Origin of the sequence: Murinocardiopsis flavida, assembly GCF_003014485.1 — a bacterium.
In the GTDB taxonomy this organism is placed as follows: Bacteria; Actinomycetota; Actinomycetes; order Streptosporangiales; family Streptosporangiaceae; genus Murinocardiopsis; species Murinocardiopsis flavida.
The window spans coordinates 28,911-47,077 of record NZ_PYGA01000007.1 but is presented as its reverse complement, the minus strand read 5'-3'; the positions used below and the strand labels follow the sequence as shown (position 1 = coordinate 47,077).

15 protein-coding genes and 1 pseudogene are annotated in these 18,167 nt (G+C 73.0%); 11 read left to right on the top strand and 5 right to left on the bottom strand.

The genetic code is table 11. The annotated features are described in order from the left end of the window. The first annotated feature begins 93 nt into the window (after window positions 1-93). A complete protein-coding gene (locus CLV63_RS11660) occupies window positions 94-726 on the top strand; it encodes a TetR/AcrR family transcriptional regulator (protein ID WP_106583002.1) in 633 nt (210 codons plus the stop codon). Between the two features lie 10 nt (window positions 727-736). On the opposite strand, the gene CLV63_RS11655 is transcribed toward CLV63_RS11660, so the two are convergent. From CLV63_RS11655 to CLV63_RS34525, 5 genes and pseudogenes are all read right to left on the bottom strand, one after another. Beyond that, complete coding sequence (locus CLV63_RS11655) at window positions 737-2,062, bottom strand: replication-associated recombination protein A (protein ID WP_106583001.1); 1,326 nt, start codon at window positions 2,060-2,062, stop codon at window positions 737-739. A gap of 44 nt (window positions 2,063-2,106) precedes the next feature. Continuing rightward, on the bottom strand, window positions 2,107-2,529 hold the full coding sequence (locus tag CLV63_RS11650) for an acyl-CoA thioesterase (RefSeq protein WP_106583000.1): 423 nt from the start codon (window positions 2,527-2,529) through the stop codon (window positions 2,107-2,109). A 64-nt stretch (window positions 2,530-2,593) separates the two neighbouring features. Continuing rightward, a complete protein-coding gene (locus tag CLV63_RS11645; protein ID WP_146165550.1) occupies window positions 2,594-3,274 on the bottom strand; it encodes a phosphatase PAP2 family protein in 681 nt (226 codons plus the stop codon). A gap of 22 nt (window positions 3,275-3,296) precedes the next feature. Next, a pseudogene (locus CLV63_RS11640) lies at window positions 3,297-5,244 on the bottom strand (SpoIIE family protein phosphatase). A 507-nt stretch (window positions 5,245-5,751) separates the two neighbouring features. Then, window positions 5,752-7,632, bottom strand: a complete 1,881-nt coding sequence (locus CLV63_RS34525) for a serine/threonine protein kinase (protein ID WP_245928744.1) — start codon at window positions 7,630-7,632, stop codon at window positions 5,752-5,754. 375 nt (window positions 7,633-8,007) lie between these two features. On the opposite strand from CLV63_RS34525, the gene CLV63_RS11630 reads away from it, so the two are divergent. The 10 genes from CLV63_RS11630 (at window position 8,008) to CLV63_RS11585 (ending at window position 17,924) form a co-directional block, all read left to right on the top strand. Beyond that, a complete protein-coding gene (locus CLV63_RS11630; protein ID WP_106582998.1) occupies window positions 8,008-8,400 on the top strand; it encodes a DUF948 domain-containing protein in 393 nt (130 codons plus the stop codon). Then, a complete protein-coding gene (locus CLV63_RS34520; protein WP_245928743.1) occupies window positions 8,397-8,756 on the top strand; it encodes a DUF6167 family protein in 360 nt (119 codons plus the stop codon). Before CLV63_RS11630 ends, CLV63_RS34520 begins: the two co-directional genes overlap by 4 nt. Next, window positions 8,756-11,428: an alanine--tRNA ligase gene (gene alaS / locus CLV63_RS11620; protein ID WP_106582997.1), complete on the top strand. Its 2,673-nt coding sequence runs from the start codon at window positions 8,756-8,758 to the stop codon at window positions 11,426-11,428. Before CLV63_RS34520 ends, alaS begins: the two co-directional genes overlap by 1 nt. Before the next feature lie 40 nt (window positions 11,429-11,468). After that, on the top strand, window positions 11,469-11,948 hold the full coding sequence (gene ruvX, locus CLV63_RS11615; RefSeq protein ID WP_245928742.1) for a Holliday junction resolvase RuvX: 480 nt from the start codon (window positions 11,469-11,471) through the stop codon (window positions 11,946-11,948). Further along, a complete protein-coding gene (mltG, locus tag CLV63_RS11610) occupies window positions 11,945-14,266 on the top strand; it encodes an endolytic transglycosylase MltG (protein ID WP_146165549.1) in 2,322 nt (773 codons plus the stop codon). Before ruvX ends, mltG begins: the two co-directional genes overlap by 4 nt. Beyond that, window positions 14,266-15,111, top strand: coding sequence for a shikimate dehydrogenase (locus CLV63_RS11605; RefSeq protein WP_106582995.1), 846 nt, complete (start codon window positions 14,266-14,268; stop codon window positions 15,109-15,111). Before mltG ends, CLV63_RS11605 begins: the two co-directional genes overlap by 1 nt. A gap of 411 nt (window positions 15,112-15,522) precedes the next feature. Further along, window positions 15,523-16,218 (top strand): translation initiation factor IF-3, encoded by a 696-nt coding sequence (gene infC, locus CLV63_RS11600; protein ID WP_106583166.1) that lies wholly within the window; start codon window positions 15,523-15,525, stop codon window positions 16,216-16,218. Window positions 16,219-16,412: 194 nt separating this feature from the next. Beyond that, a complete protein-coding gene (rpmI, locus tag CLV63_RS11595; protein ID WP_106582994.1) occupies window positions 16,413-16,604 on the top strand; it encodes a 50S ribosomal protein L35 in 192 nt (63 codons plus the stop codon). Window positions 16,605-16,712: 108 nt separating this feature from the next. Further along, window positions 16,713-17,090, top strand: coding sequence for a 50S ribosomal protein L20 (gene rplT / locus CLV63_RS11590; RefSeq protein ID WP_106582993.1), 378 nt, complete (start codon window positions 16,713-16,715; stop codon window positions 17,088-17,090). 15 nt (window positions 17,091-17,105) lie between these two features. Beyond that, window positions 17,106-17,924, top strand: coding sequence for a TrmH family RNA methyltransferase (locus CLV63_RS11585; RefSeq protein ID WP_106583165.1), 819 nt, complete (start codon window positions 17,106-17,108; stop codon window positions 17,922-17,924). The last annotated feature ends 243 nt before the right edge of the window (window positions 17,925-18,167 follow it).

Below are 18,167 nucleotides of genomic sequence, written 5' to 3'. Positions count from 1 at the left end.
AACACGAGTGATTCATCGTGTTTGAGGTCCCGAGAATACGAGCAAAGACTCGTATTGTCGAGTGATGGGTGCCATTCGGAAAGGAGGTGCGGTGTGGACGAGGCGAAACGCGCGCCGAAACGCCAGGCCCGAGGCGAACGGCGGATCGCCCAGATCCTGGAGTCGGCGGCCGAGGTGTTCGCCGACGCGGGGTTCGAGGCGGCGACCACCAACGCCATCGCGGCGCGGGCCGGCATCTCGCCCGGCTCGCTCTACCAGTTCTTCGCGAACAAGGACGCCGTCGCGCGCGCACTCGCCGAGCGCTACGTCGCCGAACTCGGCGCCGCCCAGGCAGCGGCGTTCGGACCGGCCGACCTCGCCGAACTCCCGCTCCAGCAGGTGATCGAGCGGGTCACCGAGCCGCTCATCGCGTTCAACCTCGCCAACCGCGGATTCAAGACCCTGTTCGCCCGCACCGACATGCCGCCCGCCCTGGTCGAGGCGACCGCCCCCCTCAACGGCGCCGTGCACCGCCGGATCGACGCGCTGCTCCAGGTGCGCGCACCGGGGCTCGCGCGCGCCGACCGCGAGCGCACGGCGACGGTCGCCATCCAGCTGGTGCGCGGCCTCATGCCGCTGATCGTCGCCGCCGAAGGCGACGAACGCGACCGGCTCGTCCGCGACCTGCGCGGGGTGCTCGCGAGCTACCTCGCCGACGTCTGGGCGGAGCCGCCCGCCCGGGACTGAGGGACCGGGCTCACCGGTCGTCGCCGCGCAGGACCCCCTTGATGCGGTCGAGCACCTCGGAATAGCGCCGCTCGGCGCCGTGGGTCGTGGGGGTGTAGTACTCGCGGTCGGCCACGGCGTCGGGCGCGTGCTGCTGCGCCACCACCCCGCCCGGGTAGGAGTGCGCGTACTTGTAGCCCTCGCCGTGGCCCAGCTTCTCGGCACCCTTGTAGTGGGCGTCGCGCAGGTGCGACGGCACCGGCCCGGCCTTGCCGGACCGGACATCGGCCATTGCGGCGTCGATGGCCGAGATGACGGCGTTGGACTTGGGCGCCAGCGCGATGTGGATGACCGCCTGCGCGAGGTTGATGCGCGCCTCGGGGAACCCGATCAGCTCGACGGCCTGCGCCGCCGCCATCGCCACCTGGAGCGCGCTGGGGTCGGCCATGCCGACGTCCTCGCTGGCGTGCACGACCACCCGGCGCGCGATGAAGCGGGGGTCCTCACCCGCCTCGATCATGCGGGCGAGGTAGTGCAGCGCGGCGTCGACGTCGCTGCCGCGCATGGACTTGATGAACGCGCTGATGACGTCGTAGTGCTGGTCGCCCGAGCGGTCGTAGCGGACCGCGTGCCGGTCGACCGCGCGCTCGACGTCGTCGACGGTGATCTCCGCGCGGTCGCCGCTGACCAGCGCCGCGGCCTCCAGGTAGGTCAGGGACCGCCGGGCGTCGCCGCCGGCCAGCCGGACGAGGTGGTCGGCGGCCTCGGGGGCGAGGGTGTGGCCGCCCTTGAGCCCGCGGTCGTCGGTCAGCGCGCGGTCGACGACGCCGCGCACGTCGTCGTCGGTGAGGGACTCCAGGGTCAGCAGCAGCGAGCGCGACAGCAGCGGGCTGATGACGGAGAAGAACGGGTTCTCGGTGGTCGCGCCGATGAAGCTCACCCAGCGGTTCTCGACCGCGGGCAGCAGGGCGTCCTGCTGGGTCTTCGAGAAGCGGTGCACCTCGTCCACGAACAGCAGGGTGCGGGTGCCGCGCATGCCCATCTGGCGGCGGGCGTCGTCGATGACGGAGCGGATGTCCTTCACCCCGGCGGTGACGGCCGACAGCTCCACGAACCGCCGCTGGGTGGCGCGGCTGACCACGGTGGCCAGGGTGGTCTTGCCGGTCCCCGGCGGCCCCCACAGGAAGAGCGACATGGGGGCGTCGTCCTCGACCAGGCGCCGCAGCGGGCTGCCCTCGCCGAGCAGGTGGCGCTGGCCGGCCACTTCGTCCAGGGTGCGCGGGCGCATGCGGACGGCCAGGGGCTCCTGCGCGCGCTGCGCCTCGGCCCCGGCGTCGTCGAACAGTGTTTCGGACACGCCGCCCAGCCTAGACGCCGGTCACGACACCGCGGCGCAGGCGGTCACAGGCCGAGCAGCTCGGGGACGCCGACCAGCCCGCGCCAGTGCCCCGCGGGGTCGGCCACCAGGCGGCGCGTGGTGAGGTCCAGCAGCCCGCCCGTGGTGGTCAGCTCGGCGGCGAGCGTCCCGTCCGGGCGGCGGAAGTCCTGGTCGAGGCGGAAGGTCTTGCCCTCGCCCCACACGAACACGCAGGACACGTCCACCTCGTCGCCGTCGACCAGCTCGCTGCGGAACCGGATCGTGGCCTCCAACTGCACCGGACCCAGCCCCGCTGCGGTCATCTTCTCCTGGGTGAGGCCCGCAGCGCGCAGGCACTCCCAGCGCGTGTGTTCGGCGTACTGGTGGTACACGGCGTTGTTGAGGTGCCCGCGCATGTCGACCTCGTAGCCGCGGACCCGGACCCGGGTCTGGAACGGTTCCCTCATCTGCCCCCCTGTCGCCGAGCGGTCCGGGAGAGTCTAGATCTGCGGGCGCCGCTGTGCGCGGGCGTCACCGGTCGGCCCGGGTCATGGCGCCGCGCCGCTCCTCGATCACCAGCCACAGCCACCAGGCGACGAGCGGGACACCGGCACCGATGGCGGCGCCCGCAACGGTGTCGGACAGCCAGTGCACACCGAGATAGACCCTGCTCCACGCCATCGCAGCGGTGAACGCCACGGCGGCGGCGACGGCCCAGCCCCGGTACCGGGTCACGATCGCGACGACCGTCACCCCCATCATCGCGGCGAACGCCGTGTGCCCCGACGGGTAGGACGCCGACGCCTCCTGGACGAGCTGGTCGAGCGGGCGCTCGCGGTCGAGCACGACCTTGACGAGCGGGACGGTGACCGCCGAGGTCAGCGCCCACGACGCGAGGACCAGCGCCACCCCGGTCCAGTGCCGCCGCGCGTACAGCGCCCCCGCCGCCACCAGCAGCATCAGCGGGATGTTCCACGGGAACTTCCCGCCGTAGTGCAGGCCGGTCGCGAGCACAGCGAGGGGGAACGACCGGCCCTCACCGCCTGCGGCGTCCGCCGCCTCGTCCAGGCCGTCGAACGGGGGATCGGCGACGTCGGTCAGCAGCAGCACGGTCAGCGCGCAGAACACGAGCAGGGCGGCGATTCCTGCCAGGAGCGGGGTGCGACGGGAAATGGGGAACCTCCTCGGGCCGTCCCGCCATTGTCGCCGCAAACCGGGCGCCGGCGCCTCCCGCTCAGCGCATCCGGGCGAGCAGGATGACGATGTCGTCGCCGCGGCCCGCCGGGGCGAGGTCGGCGAGCGACGTTGCCGCGCCGTTGACGTCGGCCGCCATGGGCTGGAGGGCGGCGCCCACCCGCTCCAGGCCGTCGTCCATCGGAACGGCGGAACTCTCGACCAGGCCGTCGGAGCACAGCAGCAGGGTCTCGCCCGACTTCAGCCGCCGCGGGGTCACCGGGTACTTCGCCTCGGCCTCGACCCCCACCGGCGGGCCGGTCTCGGGCCCCCACACCTCGAACCCGCTCTCGCCTGCGATGATGGCCGGCGGCTGCCCGGCCCACGCCGCCTGCATCTCGCCGGAGTCGAGGTCGAGCACGAGGTAGCCGCAGGTGGCGAAGACGATCTCGCCGGTCTCGGACAGCAGCTGGTTGGTCTCGGCCAGCACCACGCCGGGGTCGGCCTGATTGCTGGCGTAGGCGCGGAACGCCACCCGGATCTGGCCCATGGCGGCCGCAGCCTCGACGCCGTGGCCCTGGACATCGCCCACCAGCAGACCCACACGGCGGTCGGGCAGCTTGATGACGTCGTAGAAGTCGCCGCACACCCGCGCCCCGGCGCGGGACGGCAGGTAGCGCACCGCGCTTTCGAGCTCGTCGAAGTCGGGGATCTGCGGCGGCAGCATCCGCTGCTGGATGGCGTCGGCCAGCTCCAGCTCCTCCTGCTGGCGGCTGACCCGTTGCAGCGCCTGCCCGGCGAGCCCCGCCAGGGTCAGCATCAGCGCCCGCTCGTCGGGGGTGGCGTGGTGCGGCTGCGCCCACGCGACCTGCCACACACCCAGCGCCACCCGCTTGTCGCCGAAGATCGGCACGGTCGCCCACGACTGGGCGTTGGTGCGGTGCAGCAGGTCCTGCGCCGCGGGGAAGCGTTCGAGGACCTCGGCGCGGCTCTCGAAGAAGCGCGGCTGGCGGTCGGAGATGACCGCGCCCATGGGGTAGGTGGTGTCGGCGGCGTCGCGGCCCTCGATCATGGGCATGGTGCCGCCGTCGTCCTCGCGCACGGGGGAGGGCTTCAACCGGCCGTTCTCGACCAGCATGACCCCGGCGTTGCTGCCGCCGAAGATGGGCACGAAGTCCTCGGTGAGCAGGCTGGTGACCTCGTCGACGGTGGTGGCGGAGACCAGCTTGGCGGCGAGGTCGGTGACCTGGCGCCCCTGCGCGGCCTCGATGCGGCGGCGGTCGGCCAGCCGGCGCACCAGCTGGACGTGCTCGGTGAGGTCGTCGATGATGCCGATCAGCCGCGGGGGTTCGTCGCCCGCGAAGCGCGCGCGGGCGTACAGCCAGCGCTCGTCGCCCACCTGGTCGAACATCCTGAACCGCTGCTCGAAGTCGCGCCCCTGGTAGGAGGCTTCGACGGCGTCGCGGAGCCGCGCGATGTCATCGCGGTGCACCCGGGCCAGGATCTCCTCGAGGCCGTTGGACTCCCCGGCGAGGAGCTGCCCGAGCGGCGACGGGCCGAACAGCTCGTACAGGTTGCCGGTGCGCAGGTCCAGCGTCCACAGTGCGGTGTCGGCGTCGCGCAGCCGGAGCTCGGTGACGACGTTGAGGGTCTCCTCGTCGCGGCGGGTGCCGTGGAACAGCACCACCACGCCGGTGGCGCCGTCGGCGGTGAAGGAGCGGGTCTCCACGACGCTGGGGCGCGGCGTGCCGTCGGCGCGCATGAGGCACAGGGTGCGGCGGGGCGCCTCGGCCGGCTGGGTCAGCGCCTCGGAGTGCAGCCGCAGGCCGTGCTCGAAGTCGCCGATGGCGAGGGTCCCGGCCCACGGCCTGCCGACGATCTCCGCGCGCGGGTACGCCGGAGTACTCGGCGAAGGAGTCGTTGGCCAGGACGACGTCGCCGCCCTGGTCGGTGATGAGCATGGCCGCGGGGGCATGCTGGAAGGCGGCGTCGGCGAGGCCGCCGGACATGCCGCCTCCGGCGGTGCCGAACCGCCCGCCCCCTCCGGTGCTGCCACTGCTGCCACTCACGTAACGATCATCCCTGCGTTGTCCCAGATGCCACATCCGCGTACGGACCGCCCCCCGCGGACACCCGATTCGGCCTAGTTTAACGACAAGCCCGGGCATTCGGGCTGGTGAGAACCGCCATGGTGCGATTTGTCCGTCCTTGGCCCGGCAATGCCTCCGAATTGGCCCGTCATATTACGCCCGACAACGAAAATGCGGCCAAGAGACGGAAATCCGGGTCGGTTTCTCATCTCTCATGGCCGCAAGTCGCCGAAATCGTTGCTTTGCCTTTGATTGCGTGGATTCGGGGCCGTCGCGTGGTGCGGGACCGCTCACTGCGATGGCCAGCATATCGGCTGGGCGCCACCGCCGCAGGGGCAACAGCGGACCGATCGGGCGCGGCGGCTGATACCTACCGATCGGTATCGCTGACAAATCAGGGTAAATATGCCTTTTCTGCAAAGCCGGTCACGAGGCCGGCGCGAACAGTTCGGTGACCCGGACGATCTCCCGCGGGCCGTTCCCCGCCGCCCCCTTGGCGAACTCCACCTCGGCGATGACGTCGTCGCCCCACGCGAGGTAGTTCGTGAAGTCGCTGCCCTTGACGTCGTCGAAGGTGCCCTTTCCGGCGTCGTCGGTGAACGCCTGCCCGGGGAGCAGGCAGAACTTCGCGCAGAGCACCTCGGTGTCGGGCTTGATGACGGCCTTGGCCGGCTTCGCGCCCTTCTTGTCGCTCCAGCGCTTGCTCCACTCCTGCTGGGTGAGGTCGGCGGCGTCGCCCGGATCGCCCTTCGCGGTCTCGGTGACCTCGGTGAACACCCACGGTCCCGCAGTGGAGTCCTGCGTGCCCTTGGCGAACCGCACGACCATCGTGGTCGGTGCCGCCTGCGACTCCGACTCCGACGCCGACTGCGAGGGCTTGGGCGCCGCCTCGCCGAACACCAGCCCGGACGCCGCCCAGGCGCCCGCACCGACGAGCACCACCACCAGGACGGCGACGCCAGCGATCAGCAGCCGGTTCGGCCCGCGCGAGCGCCCGCCGGGCGCCGGGACCGGCGGCGGCCCCGGGGCGTCGCCGCCCGGCGGCTGCCGCGCTTCGTGCGGGACCCGCGTGCCCGGCCCGGCGCCCGCTCCGCCCGCACCTGCTCCGCCGGCGCCCGCACCCGCTCCGCCCGCACCCGCCGCGCCGCTCCGCGCGCCGGGGAGCGGGGGGACGTCCGGCATCGGCGGCGGGACCGGCGCGGGGCCGTGCCCCTCGGTATAGGACGACGCGCCCGGCGCGCCGCTCAGCGCATCGATGCCGGTCGCCCCGCCGGCGGCGGCCTTGCGCCGCGCGGCGCGCGGGGTGCGCTTCGGCTTGGCGCCCTCGGAGTCGGTCGGCCGCACCGTCCCGTCGTCGAGGTGGACGACGCGCGGGATCCTGACGGGCTCGACGATGCCCGGCCACTCGCGGCTCAGCAGCCGGGTGACCGCGGTGCCGGGGACGCCGCCCTCGCCGGTGGCGGCGGTGGCCTCCCAGACCGCGATGCTCGCCCCGATCAGCTCGCGTACCGACGGCCGGTCGCCCGGCTCCTTGGCGAGGCAGCGGCGCACCAGCGGGAGCAGCTCCGGCGGCAGGCCCTCCAGGTCGGGCCGGCCGTTCAGCACCTTCTCGATCAGGGTGTGCGGCTCGCCCAGGCCGTAGGGCAGCCGCCCGGTGCCGGAGAACGCGATGACGGCACCCCAGGCGAAGACGTCGCTGGCGGGGCTCGGCGGCACGCCCTGGTGGCGCTCAGGGGCGAGCCACGCGGCCGACTGCCGCATCATGGACTCGTCGCCCGGCAGGGCGCAGTCGAGGATCCGCGGGCCTGTGGAGCCCAGCAGGATGTTGCTGGGCTTGAGGTCGCCGTGCGCGATCCCCTCGTGGTGCAGCGCCGCCAGCCCCTCGGCGAGCCCCGCCGCCAGCGCGATCAGCCGTCCCAGCGGGATCGGGCCGCGCTTGCGCACGTACTGCGCCAGCGGGACCCCCGAGACGTACGGCATCGCGAGCCACGGGGGAGACGCGTACGCGTCGTGCGACAGCGGCGGAACGTAGCAGCGGCTGTCGGCCCCCACCAGCGCCCGCAGCCGCCGGTCGAGCTCGGTGCGGGTGTGCTCGTCGGTCAGGTGCGACGGGTCGAGCGTCTTCACGGCCACGACCGCGTCGGCGGTGATGGTGGGGTTCACCCCGGCGTACACCGTGCCGGCGCGCCCGGCGCCGACCCGGCCGATCAGCACATGCGGGCCGACCCTGCGGGGGTCGTCGGAGGTCAGCGGCAGTAGGTCGGGCGGGAGGAGAACGAAGATCTCACGCTCGGATCGGCGGCTCATCGGCGTCCTGTCTCCAAAGTCGCTTCGTGGCAGGGAAGGGGGCCCGCGCCGCGGCTCGGCACCGGGGACACTCGCTGGGCGTGCGGCGCAATCGTAGCCAACGACCCGATGACGCCTGATTCTCCTGCATGGCCGCGCCCCCGTCGATGCCCGAGTCAGGGGCCCGGCGCGACGGCCGCGCCCCATCGCCTACGACACCTATGACGCGCGCACGCCGACTGAGGTGCCGTGTTTCCCGGACGCGATAGGGTCGGCCCCATTGCGGATCCGCACGGCCCTGCCGAGCCCCCTGTGCCGAGTGCGCCGCACGGGTCCCGCAGGTCCTCCCCCGTCCGCGGCAGATACGGACGGTCCCGATACGTCAACGGAGTCCGCATGCTGACAGGTGGAGAATTGGCCGCCCTGATCGCAGCGGTGGTGTGGGCAGTTCTGGCCGCGTTCATGTGCGTGGCCCTGGTCAGACTCACCCGGTTGCTGTCCGAGGCCACCAAGGTCGTCTCCGAGCTCGGCGAGCGCTCCGCCCCACTGCTCGACGACGTCGCGACGACCGTCGAGCGCGCCGGGGCGTCGCTGGACCGGGTCGAGGAGATCACCGCCAACGTCGCGACCACCACCGAGGACGTCTCCACGATGACGGCGCTCACGCGCTCCGTGGTCACCGGCCCGCTGGTCAAGGTCGCCTCGTTCTCCTACGGGATGCGCCGCGTCCTCGGCCAGCGGCGCGCCCTCGCCCTGGTCCGCACCCGCCGCAGGAGGGAGCGCCGATGATCGGCCGGGCGTTCTATTTCGTCGCGGGGGCAGCCCTCGGGGGGTATCTTGTGCACAGGGTCAACCGCGCTGCGCAGGCGTGGTCCCCGGGCGGAATCGCGCACCGTGTCGAGGACCGGTTCGCCGGTTACCGCGCCGCGCTCCGCGAGTTCAACGAGGACGTCGGCGACGCCATCGAGGAACGCGAGTCGGAGCTGCGCCGCCGGTACCCCGCCGCGGCCGTCCCCGGGACCCCGCGCAGGCACGCGCTCCCCGGCGCGGCCGCGCACGGATCCGCCTCCGGCACCGTGACCCCCCGCCGGTCCGCGCGCGACGCGCACGACCCACCCGCACCCGAGAAGAAGGACGGCCGCTGATGGAGACGGCAGAAATCGTTCGCCGCTTCCTCGCTTTTTTCGAGGACAACGGACACACCGTGGTGCCATCGGCAAGCCTCGTCGCCGACGACCCCACACTCCTGTTCGTTCCCGCAGGCATGGTGCCGTTCAAGCCGTACTTCCTGGGTCAGCGCACGCCGCCCTACGACCGCGCCACCAGCGTGCAGAAGTGCATCCGCACCATCGACATCGAAGAAGTGGGCAAGACCTCGCGGCACGCGACCTTCTTCCAGATGCTCGGGAACTTCTCATTCGGCGACTACTTCAAGGAGCGGGCCATCCCGCTCGCCTGGGAGCTCATCACCAAGCCGGTCGCCGAAGGCGGGTTCGGCATCGACGTCGACCGGCTCTGGGTCACCGTCTACCTCGACGACGACGAAGCCGCCGCGATCTGGCGCGACGTCGTCGGCGTCGCCCCCGAGCGCATCCAGCGCATGGGCGTCGAGGAGAACTACTGGTCCATGGGCGTGCCCGGGCCGTGCGGCCCGTGCTCCGAGATCTTCTACGACCGCGGCCCCGCCTACGGCGCCGAGGGCGGCCCGATCGCCGACGAGGACCGCTACGTCGAGATCTGGAATCTCGTCTTCATGCAGTACGAGCGGGGCGAGGGCGGCGCCAAGAAGGACTACCCGATCCTCGGCGACCTGCCGAAGCAGAACATCGACACCGGCATGGGGCTGGAGCGGCTCGCCGCCGTCCTCCAAGGCGTCGACAACATCTACGAGACCGACACACTGGGCCGCATCCTCCAGGAGACCGCCGCGCGCACCGGCGTCGTGTACGGCGCCGACGAGCGCTCCGACGTCATGCTGCGCGTGGTCGCCGACCACGTGCGCAGCGCGGTGATGCTCGTCTCCGACGGCGTGCGGCCCGGCAACGAGAAGGGCGGCTACGTCCTGCGCCGCATCCTGCGGCGCTCGATCCGCAACCTGCGGCTGCTCTCCGGCGGCGAGAGCTCCTTCCTGCACGACCTCACCGACACCGCCATCAAGGCCATGGCGGGCATCTACCCGGACCTGCACCGCGGTGCCGAGCGCATCCACGAGGTCATCGACACCGAAGAGAAGAACTTCGCCGACACCCTGCGCTCCGGAACGGCGCTGTTCAACCGCGCCGCCGAGCGCACCAAGTCCGCCGGCGGCGCGGGCATCTCCGGTGCCGACGCCTTCCAGCTGCACGACACCTACGGCTTCCCCATCGACCTCACCCTGGAGATGGCGGCCGAGCAGGGCCTCCAGGTCGACGAAGCCGAGTTCCGCTCGCTCATGCAGGTCCAGCGCGACACCGCGAAGCGCGACGCCAAGGCCAAGAAGCTCGGCAACGCCGACATCGGGGTGTACGCGCGGCTGCTCGAAGGCTCGGGCAGCACCGACTTCCTCGGCTACACCGACCACGAGGGCGAGGCCCGCGTGCTCGGGCTCATCGTCGACGGCGCGTCGGCCACCGCGGCGCGCGCCGGGCAGCAGGTCGAGATCGTCCTCGACCGCACCCCGTTCTACGCCGAGTCCGGCGGGCAGCTCGCCGACACCGGCACCCTCACCGTCGAGGGGCGCGGCAGCATCGACGTCGAGGACGTGCAGAAGCCCATCCCCGGGCTGTTCGTGCACCGCGGCACCGTCACGGAGGGCGAGATCGTCGTCGACGACACCGTCGCAGCCGCCATCGACTCCGACCGCCGCGCCGCCGTCTCCCGTGCCCACTCGGCGACCCACCTGATCCACTCCGCACTGCGCAACGCGCTGGGCCCCGCCACCGGCCAGGCCGGTTCGGAGAACCAGCCGGGCCGGCTGCGCTTCGACTTCACCGCGAACAAGGCGCTCGACACCGCCGAACTCGCCGAGGTCGAGGAGGAGGTCAACACCGTCCTCGCGGGCGACATCCCGGTCCGCTACTTCGAGACCTCGCTCGACGAGGCACTGTCCATGGGCGCGCTCGCGATGTTCGGCGAGAAGTACGGCGACCGCGTGCGGGTCGTGGAGATGAGCGACTACTCCCGCGAACTGTGCGGCGGCACCCACGTCGGCGCCACCGGCCAACTCGGCGTGGTGAAGCTCCTCGGCGAGTCCTCCATCGGCTCGGGTGTGCGCAGGGTCGAAGCCGCCGTGGGGATCGACGCGTTCCGGCGGCTGTCCAAAGAATCCCTGCTGGTCGGCCGGCTCTCCGAGCAGCTGAAGACCCCGAGCGAGGAGCTCCCGCAGCGCATCGACTCCATCGTCTCGCGGCTGCGCACCGCCGAGAAGGAGATCGAGCGGCTGCGCGGCGCCCAGGTGCTCCAGGCCGCCGAAGGCCTCGCCAAGAGCGCCCGCGAGGTCGGGGGCACCCTGCTCGTCTCGCACACGGCCCCCGAGGGGACCGGCGCCGACGACGTCCGTAAACTCGCGCTCGACGTCCGCGGGCGCCTGGGCGAGGACCGCCCGGTGGCCGTGGTCGTCGCGTCGGTGCCGAAGGACCGGCCGGTCGTCGTCGTCGCCGCGAACAAGGCCGCGCAGCAGCGCGGGCTGCGCGCCGGCGACCTCGTCGGCGTCGCCGCCGGTGCGCTCGGCGGCGGCGGGGGCGGCAAGCCCGACGTCGCCCAGGGCGGCGGCACCGACCCCGGCGCGCTCGACGCCGCACTGCGCGCGGTCGCGCAGCGCGTCGCGGACGCCCAGTGAGCATCCGCAGTCCCTTCCCCCGACTCATGGAGCCCACTCGTTGAGGCACGGCGTACGACTCGCGGTGGACCCGGGCGACGCACGCATCGGGATCGCACGCAGCGATCCCGGCGGAACCCTGGCAACCCCGGTCGAAACGGTCCCCAGGGGACGCGGCGACATCGATCGCATCGCGGCCCTGGTCGTGGAGAACGACGCGCGCGAAGTCGTCGTCGGGTTCCCCGCGTCGCTCTCCGGCGAGGAGGGCCCGGCCGCGCGCCGGGTCCGCGGCTTCGCCGCGACGCTGGCCCGGAGACTCGCCCCGGTCCCGGTCCGGCTGGTCGATGAGCGGCTCACGACGGTGACCGCCCAGAGCCAGCTCCGGTCCGGGGCGTCCTTCGGCCGCCGCGGCGCCGGCGGCGGCCGCGCACGGCGGTCGGTGATCGACCAGGCGGCGGCGACCGTCCTGCTCCAGGGCGCACTCGACGCCGAGCGCCAGACGGGAACACCCCCCGGCGAACCGGTCGAGGGGGCGCAATGAGCGACAGGGACGACTACGGCGAGACCCCGCGCGAAGGCGGCCCGCGGCGCGGCCGGCACGGGCGCCATTCCCGGGCGGCCGACGACGACCGCCCCCGCGAACCGCGGACCGAGCCGTTCGGCGCCGATCCGGCGGCCGCCCGCCCGCGGGGGCGCCGCCGCAAGCCCGAGTCGGAGGACGCCGGCGGCGTGCCGGGGCGCGCCGACAGCGGCGGATTCCGGTCACCGGGGCCGGACAGCGGGGGTTTCCCCGCCTCGGGCCCCGCGTCGGACGGCTTCCGTTCGCGCGGCCCGCAGAGCGGCGGCTTCCCGGTCGCCGGGCCGGATTCCGGCGGGTTCCGCTCGCCGGGGCCCGACAGCGGGGGCTTCCCCGCCTCGGGCCCGGACTCCGACGGATTCCGTGCCCGCGGTCCGCAGAGCGGCGGCTTCCCGGTCGCCGGGCCGGATTCCGGCGGGTTCCGCTCGCCCGACAGCGGGGGGTTCCCCGCCTCGGGCCCGGGGTCGGACGGCCTCCGCTCGCCGGGACCGGACAGCGGCGGTTTCGCCGCCACCGGGCCGCGCTCCTACGAACCCCCGCGGTCCCGGCCCGACCCCTTTGGCCCTGATCCCGCCGACGCCCCCGACCTCGGCGGCCGCGCCCGCGCGGGCGGCCACGAGCCCGACCCCACCCCGTTCGCCGCGCCCGAGGGCCCCGACCCCTACGCCGCTCTGCGTCCGCGCAGCCGCCGCGCCGCGCCCGATCCGGTCGACGACCTGGACGACTACGACCTCCCCGACACCGCCTACGCCGCGGGCGCGGCCGCCGCTGCCGCGACTCCGGTCCGCGACCCCTACGACGCCCTGCGTCCCCGCCCCGCGCGCAGGGGCGGCTACGACGTCCCCGAGGACGACGAGCCCGAGGAGTACGCGCCGCCGCGGCGGCGCCCGCGCCGCCGGCGCGAGGACCCGCCGGGCGACGACCCCGCGGGCGGCGCCGGGTTCGACGCCTTCGACGCCGACCGCGACGACGCCCCGCTGCGGCGCGACCTCGACGACGAGCCGGCCGGGCGCGCGCGCAGCCGCCCCTTCGGCGGCGAACCCGCGGAGGACGACCCGTACGGCGAAGTCGAGGACTACGCCGCCGCGGCGGGCGCGGTACCGCTCGACCTCCCGTTCGATGACGACGGCCCCGAGGACGACGATCCCGAACCGCGCCGCCGCCGCGCCGGTACGCGCAAGCGCGCCGCGCGCAGCGGGCGGCGCCCCGGCCCCGCGGCGAAACGCGGGCCGAAACGCGGCCGCAAGGCGTCCATGCTGGCGGTGCTCGTCGTCCTGCTGTTCATCGGGGGCGTCGGGACCGGCGGCTACGTCCTGCTGCGGACCTATGTGGTCCCGCCCGACTTCGAGGGCGACGGGAAGGGCGACGTCCAGGTCGTGGTGGCCGAGGGCGAGACCGGCACCGACGTCGGGGAGACGCTGGAGGAGAAGGGTGTGGTGAAGAGCGTGCGCGCCTTCACCAACGCCATGAGCGGCGAGAACGCGGGCGGCATCACCCCGGGGACCTATGCGCTGCGCAGCGGGATGAGCGCCGAGTCGGCCCTCGACATGCTCCTCGACCCCGCGTCGCGGGTCGGTGCGCGCGTGACGATCCGCGAAGGGCTCCGCTCCACCCAGATCCTGGCCGAGCTCGCCAAGAAGACCGACATCCCGCTCAAGGACCTGAAGGCCGCCTACAAGGACACCAAGGCGCTGGGCCTGCCCGACTACGCGGCCAAGGGCCCCGAGGGCTACCTGTTCCCCGACACCTACACGGTCGAGCCGAAGGCCACGGCGGCGTCGTTGCTCAAGGACATGGTCGCCCGCTACAAGCAGCAGACCGAGAAGCTGGACCTGGAGCAGCGGGCGGACGCGGTCGGCTTGAAGCCCAACGAGGTCATGGCGGCGGCGGCCATCATCCAGGCCGAGTCGGGCAAGCACGCCGACATGCCGAAGATCTCCCGGGTCGTGCACAACCGGCTGGAGGAGGACATGGAGCTCGGCATGGACAGCTCCTGCTTCTACGTCATCGACGAGTACGGGATCGCGCTGACCGCGCCCCAGCTCACCGCGTGCAAGGCCGCCAACAGCGACTACGCGACCTACGGCCGCAAGGGCCTGCCCGCCGGTCCGTTCGTCAGCCCCGGCACGCACGCGATCGAGGCGGCGCTGGACCCGGCCGAAGGCAAGTGGCTGTACTTCGTGGCGACCGACCCGGAGAACAATGTGACCGAGTTCGCCGAGACCTACGAGGACTTCGAGAAGTTGCAGCAGAAGTTCCGGCAGACGCAGAGCCCCGGGTGATGCGCGCCGCCGTCCTGGGGTCGCCGATCGCGCACTCGCTCTCGCCCGTCCTGCACACCGCCGCCTACGCCGAACTCGGCATGGACTGGCACTACGAGCGCCACGAGTGCGACGAGCAGGGGCTGGCCGTGTTCCTGGCCCGCTGCGAGCGCGAGGCCGCCGACCCGTGGGCGGGACTGTCGCTTACCATGCCGCTCAAGCGCGTGGCCATGACGCTCGCCGACACCGTCGACCCGGTGGCTGTCGAGGTGGGCGGCGCCAACACGCTGGTGTTTCGCGGCGGGTCCCGGCACGCCCACAACACCGATGTCGACGGCATCGTGGCGGCGCTGCGCGAGGCGGGGATCGGCGGCGTCCGCACGGCCGCGATCCTCGGCGGCGGGGCGACGGCGGCGTCGGCGCTCGCCGCGCTGCGCGGCCTCGGCGCCACCGGCGACGGAGCGGTGACCGCGCTGGTCCGCTCGCTCGACCGCACGGGCGAGCTGGGCGCCGCCGCGGAGCGGATGGGCGCGGGGATCGCGGTGGCGGAGTTCGGCGGGCCCGGCGGCATCGAGGCGCACCTCGGCGTCGACCTTGTCGTGTCGACGCTCCCCGCGGGGGCCGCCGACCGGTTCGCGCCGGCGGTCGCGAAGAGCGGTGTGCCGGTGCTCGACGTGGTCTACGCCCCGTGGCCGACGTCTCTGGGCGCCGCGGTCACCGCGGCGGGCGGCACCGTGGTCGGCGGGTTCCCCATGCTGCTGCACCAGGCGGCCCGCCAGGTCGAGCTGATGACCGGGGTGGAGCACGCCCCGGTGGCGGCCATGCGCAGGGCGGGCGAGGCGGAACTGCGCCGCCGCGGTGCCTAGCGTCCGGCCCGCCACACCGCTGCCGCATCGGAACGGCGGCCCCGGCCCCGCTGTCCGGCGGCGGAGTCGCAGGTGGCGGGGGCCGTGGCGGGCACGGCGGCGGCCGGGCGGTTCCGTGCGGTCGGCGGGCTTCCCAGGTGTTGCGCTGCTGGTAGAGTTGGCCTCACGAACCTGATCCGGTGACCGGCCCACCAGTCGGCCGCCGGACACGTAAGCGGAGGTCGATCCTCCCACCTGCCGGGTTGCAACCCGTGGAGGTATCCGGTGCGCGAATCCGGCGCCACCCGGGGCGGCAGCCCCAGGCGGTTCCGGGATCGCGGCGCGTCGGCACCGCGGCCTTTTCGGCCGATGTCCGCGCTTACCGGTTGGATCACCCCGCTTGCACACGCCGGCGGGGTTTTTTGCGTCCGCATCCCTATTGCGGACGCGGCCCCACCACGCAGATCCCATACGACGAATTTAGGGAGGGGTCCCATCAGCGCTGAGCAGCCCCGCATCAATGACCGTATTCGGGTGAACGAGGTCCGACTCGTCGGGCCCAATGGCGAACAGGTCGGCATCGTCCCGGTGCAGGACGCGTTGCGTCTGGCCCAGGAGGCAGACCTCGACCTGGTCGAGGTCGCCCCGACCGCCCGCCCGCCGGTCGCGAAGCTGATGGACTACGGCAAGTTCAAGTACGAGTCCGCGGTGAAGGCGCGTGAGTCGCGCAAGAACCAGACGAACACGATCATCAAAGAGATCAAGCTCCGCCCGAAGATCGACCCGCACGACTACGAGACCAAGAAGGGTCACGTGGTGCGGTTCCTCAAGGGCGGCGACAAGGTCAAGGTGACGATCATGTTCCGCGGTCGCGAGCAGTCCCGGCCGGAGCTCGGCCACCGCCTGCTGCGCCGACTCGCCGAGGACGTCGCGGACCTCGGCCTGGTCGAGTCCCAGGCCAAGCAGGACGGCCGCAACATGGTCATGGTTCTCGGCCCGCACAAGCGGCGGTCCGAGCACAAGGCCGAGGCGCGCGCCGCCGCCGGTGGCCGGACCCGCCGCGAGCAGCGTCACGACGCCGCGGTCGAGGCCGGGGCCGGCGGAGGGGAAGACCTGCCCGAGAGCTGACCGCTCGACGGTCCGCCGGTACCGGGAGCACCGCCGGAGACCTGCTGGTCCCGGTGCCTGCTCCCGCGTGCCCGGACCCGGTGCCCTCGCCGTGGGGCCCGAGATCGAGTCGCGGTACCGAAGCGATCGTCGGACCGTGCCGCCGGTGCACCGGCGGCACATGTAGCCAATGCTGTAAGGAGACGACGGCGAACATGCCGAAGAACAAGACGCACAGTGGAGCCAAGGACCGCTTCCGGGTCACCGGCTCCGGCAAGATCATGCGCCGCCGTGCCAACAAGAACCACATCCTTGAGCACAAGCCGAGCAAGCGGAAGCGCCGCCTCAGCGACGAGGTCGTGCTCGCCCCGGCTGACACCAGGAAGATCAAGAAGCTCCTCGGCTGATCGAGCCGTTCCCAGCACCATTGCCGAAACCGGCGCGCGGGCGATCCCCGCGGGCCGTCCGGCGGCGCGCGCCCGCGCCGACCGGAAACATGAGACCAGGGAGTTCCAGTGGCACGCGTGAAGCGGGCTCTCAACGCCAAGAAGAAGCGCCGGGTCGTTCTCGATCGCGCCAAGGGCTACCGCGGCCAGCGTTCGCGGCTGTACCGCAAGGCCAAGGAGCAGATGCTCCACTCGATGACCTACTCCTACCGGGACCGCAAGGACCGCAAGGGGCAGTTCCGGCGCCTGTGGATCCAGCGCATCAACGCAGCGTCCCGCGCCAACGGCCTCACCTACAACCGGTTCATGCAGGGCCTCAAGGCCGCCGGGATCGAGGTCGACCGCCGGATGCTGGCCGACCTCGCGGTGACCGACGCCGCGGCGTTCGCGTCCCTCGTGCACGTGGCGAAGCAGAACATCCCGGCTCCCGCGCAGACCGCGGCCTGACACCGGTCGTCGATGATGGCGGGCCACGAGTTCACCGGTATCCACTCACCTCGGATCAAGGCGGCTCGTCGGCTCGCCAAACGCGCGTTCCGGCAGCGTGAGAGGCGCTTCCTCGCCGAGGGCCCGCAGGCCGTCCGCGAGGCGCTGGCCACCGACGGCGTCGCGAAGGAGCTCTTCGCGACCTCCGACGCGATCCAGCGGCACGGCGACCTCGTGGACGCCGCGTACACCGCGGGGCTCCCGGTGCAGCCGGTCACCCTCGGTGTCATGACGGAGCTCGCCCAGACGGTCACCCCGCAGGGCATCCTCGCCGTCTGCGAGTTCGTGGACGTGCCGCTCGAAAGCGTCCGCGGCGCCCGGTTGGCGGCGGTGCTGTCGCACGTGCGCGATCCCGGCAACGCCGGGACCGTGCTGCGCACCGCCGACGCAGCGGGCGCCGACCTCGTGGTGTTCACCGACGCCTCGGTCGACCCGTACAACGGCAAGTGCGTGCGCGCGTCCGCCGGGAGCCTGTTCCACCTGCCGATCGTGGTCGGCCCGCGCATCGGCGACGTCGTCGCCCACTTGCGCGACGACGGCATGCGGATCCTCGCCGCCGACGGCGGCGGGCCCGCCGACCTCGACACCGCGGCCGACTCCGGCACCCTCGACGACGGGGTCGCCTGGGTGTTCGGCAACGAGGCGTGGGGCCTGCCCGAGGAGACCGTCGCGCTGACCGACGGCGCCGTGAGCGTCCCCATCTACGGCGGTGCCGAGAGCCTCAACCTCGCGACCGCCGCGGCGGTGTGCCTGTACACCACCGCCCGCTGCCAGCGGTCGGCACCGGTGCGCTGACCGCTGCCGGTGCGCGCGGCTCCCGATCGGCCGGAATGCTATGCGTCACACACCCGCCTACCCGTAATGCGGGTAGGCGCGGGCCGGTTGGTCCGCGTGCTGGTCGGAGGGGCCGTTCGGGCCGTTCGGGCGGCGCAAACGCCGCGTTGGCGCCCATTTCGGCGGTGCGCCGTCCCGGCTGTGACTTGCCCGCCTACCCTCTGTTGCCGATACGCTGCAAGCTTCGTACGGCGCCGGTGCGCA

Excerpts from the sequence above, each read along its gene's own strand:
- CLV63_RS11650 (WP_106583000.1), bottom strand. The coding sequence starts at position 2,529 with ATGAGGGAACCGTTCCAGACCCGGGTCCGGGTCCGCGGCTACGAGGTC.
- CLV63_RS34525 (WP_245928744.1), bottom strand. The coding sequence starts at position 7,632 with ATGAGCCGCCGATCCGAGCGTGAGATCTTCGTTCTCCTCCCGCCCGAC.
- CLV63_RS11630 (WP_106582998.1), top strand. The coding sequence starts at position 8,008 with ATGCTGACAGGTGGAGAATTGGCCGCCCTGATCGCAGCGGTGGTGTGG.
- CLV63_RS34520 (WP_245928743.1), top strand. The coding sequence starts at position 8,397 with ATGATCGGCCGGGCGTTCTATTTCGTCGCGGGGGCAGCCCTCGGGGGG.
- alaS (WP_106582997.1), top strand. The coding sequence starts at position 8,756 with ATGGAGACGGCAGAAATCGTTCGCCGCTTCCTCGCTTTTTTCGAGGAC.
- mltG (WP_146165549.1), top strand. The coding sequence starts at position 11,945 with ATGAGCGACAGGGACGACTACGGCGAGACCCCGCGCGAAGGCGGCCCG.
- CLV63_RS11605 (WP_106582995.1), top strand. The coding sequence starts at position 14,266 with ATGCGCGCCGCCGTCCTGGGGTCGCCGATCGCGCACTCGCTCTCGCCC.
- rpmI (WP_106582994.1), top strand. The coding sequence starts at position 16,413 with ATGCCGAAGAACAAGACGCACAGTGGAGCCAAGGACCGCTTCCGGGTC.
- CLV63_RS11585 (WP_106583165.1), top strand. The coding sequence starts at position 17,106 with ATGGCGGGCCACGAGTTCACCGGTATCCACTCACCTCGGATCAAGGCG.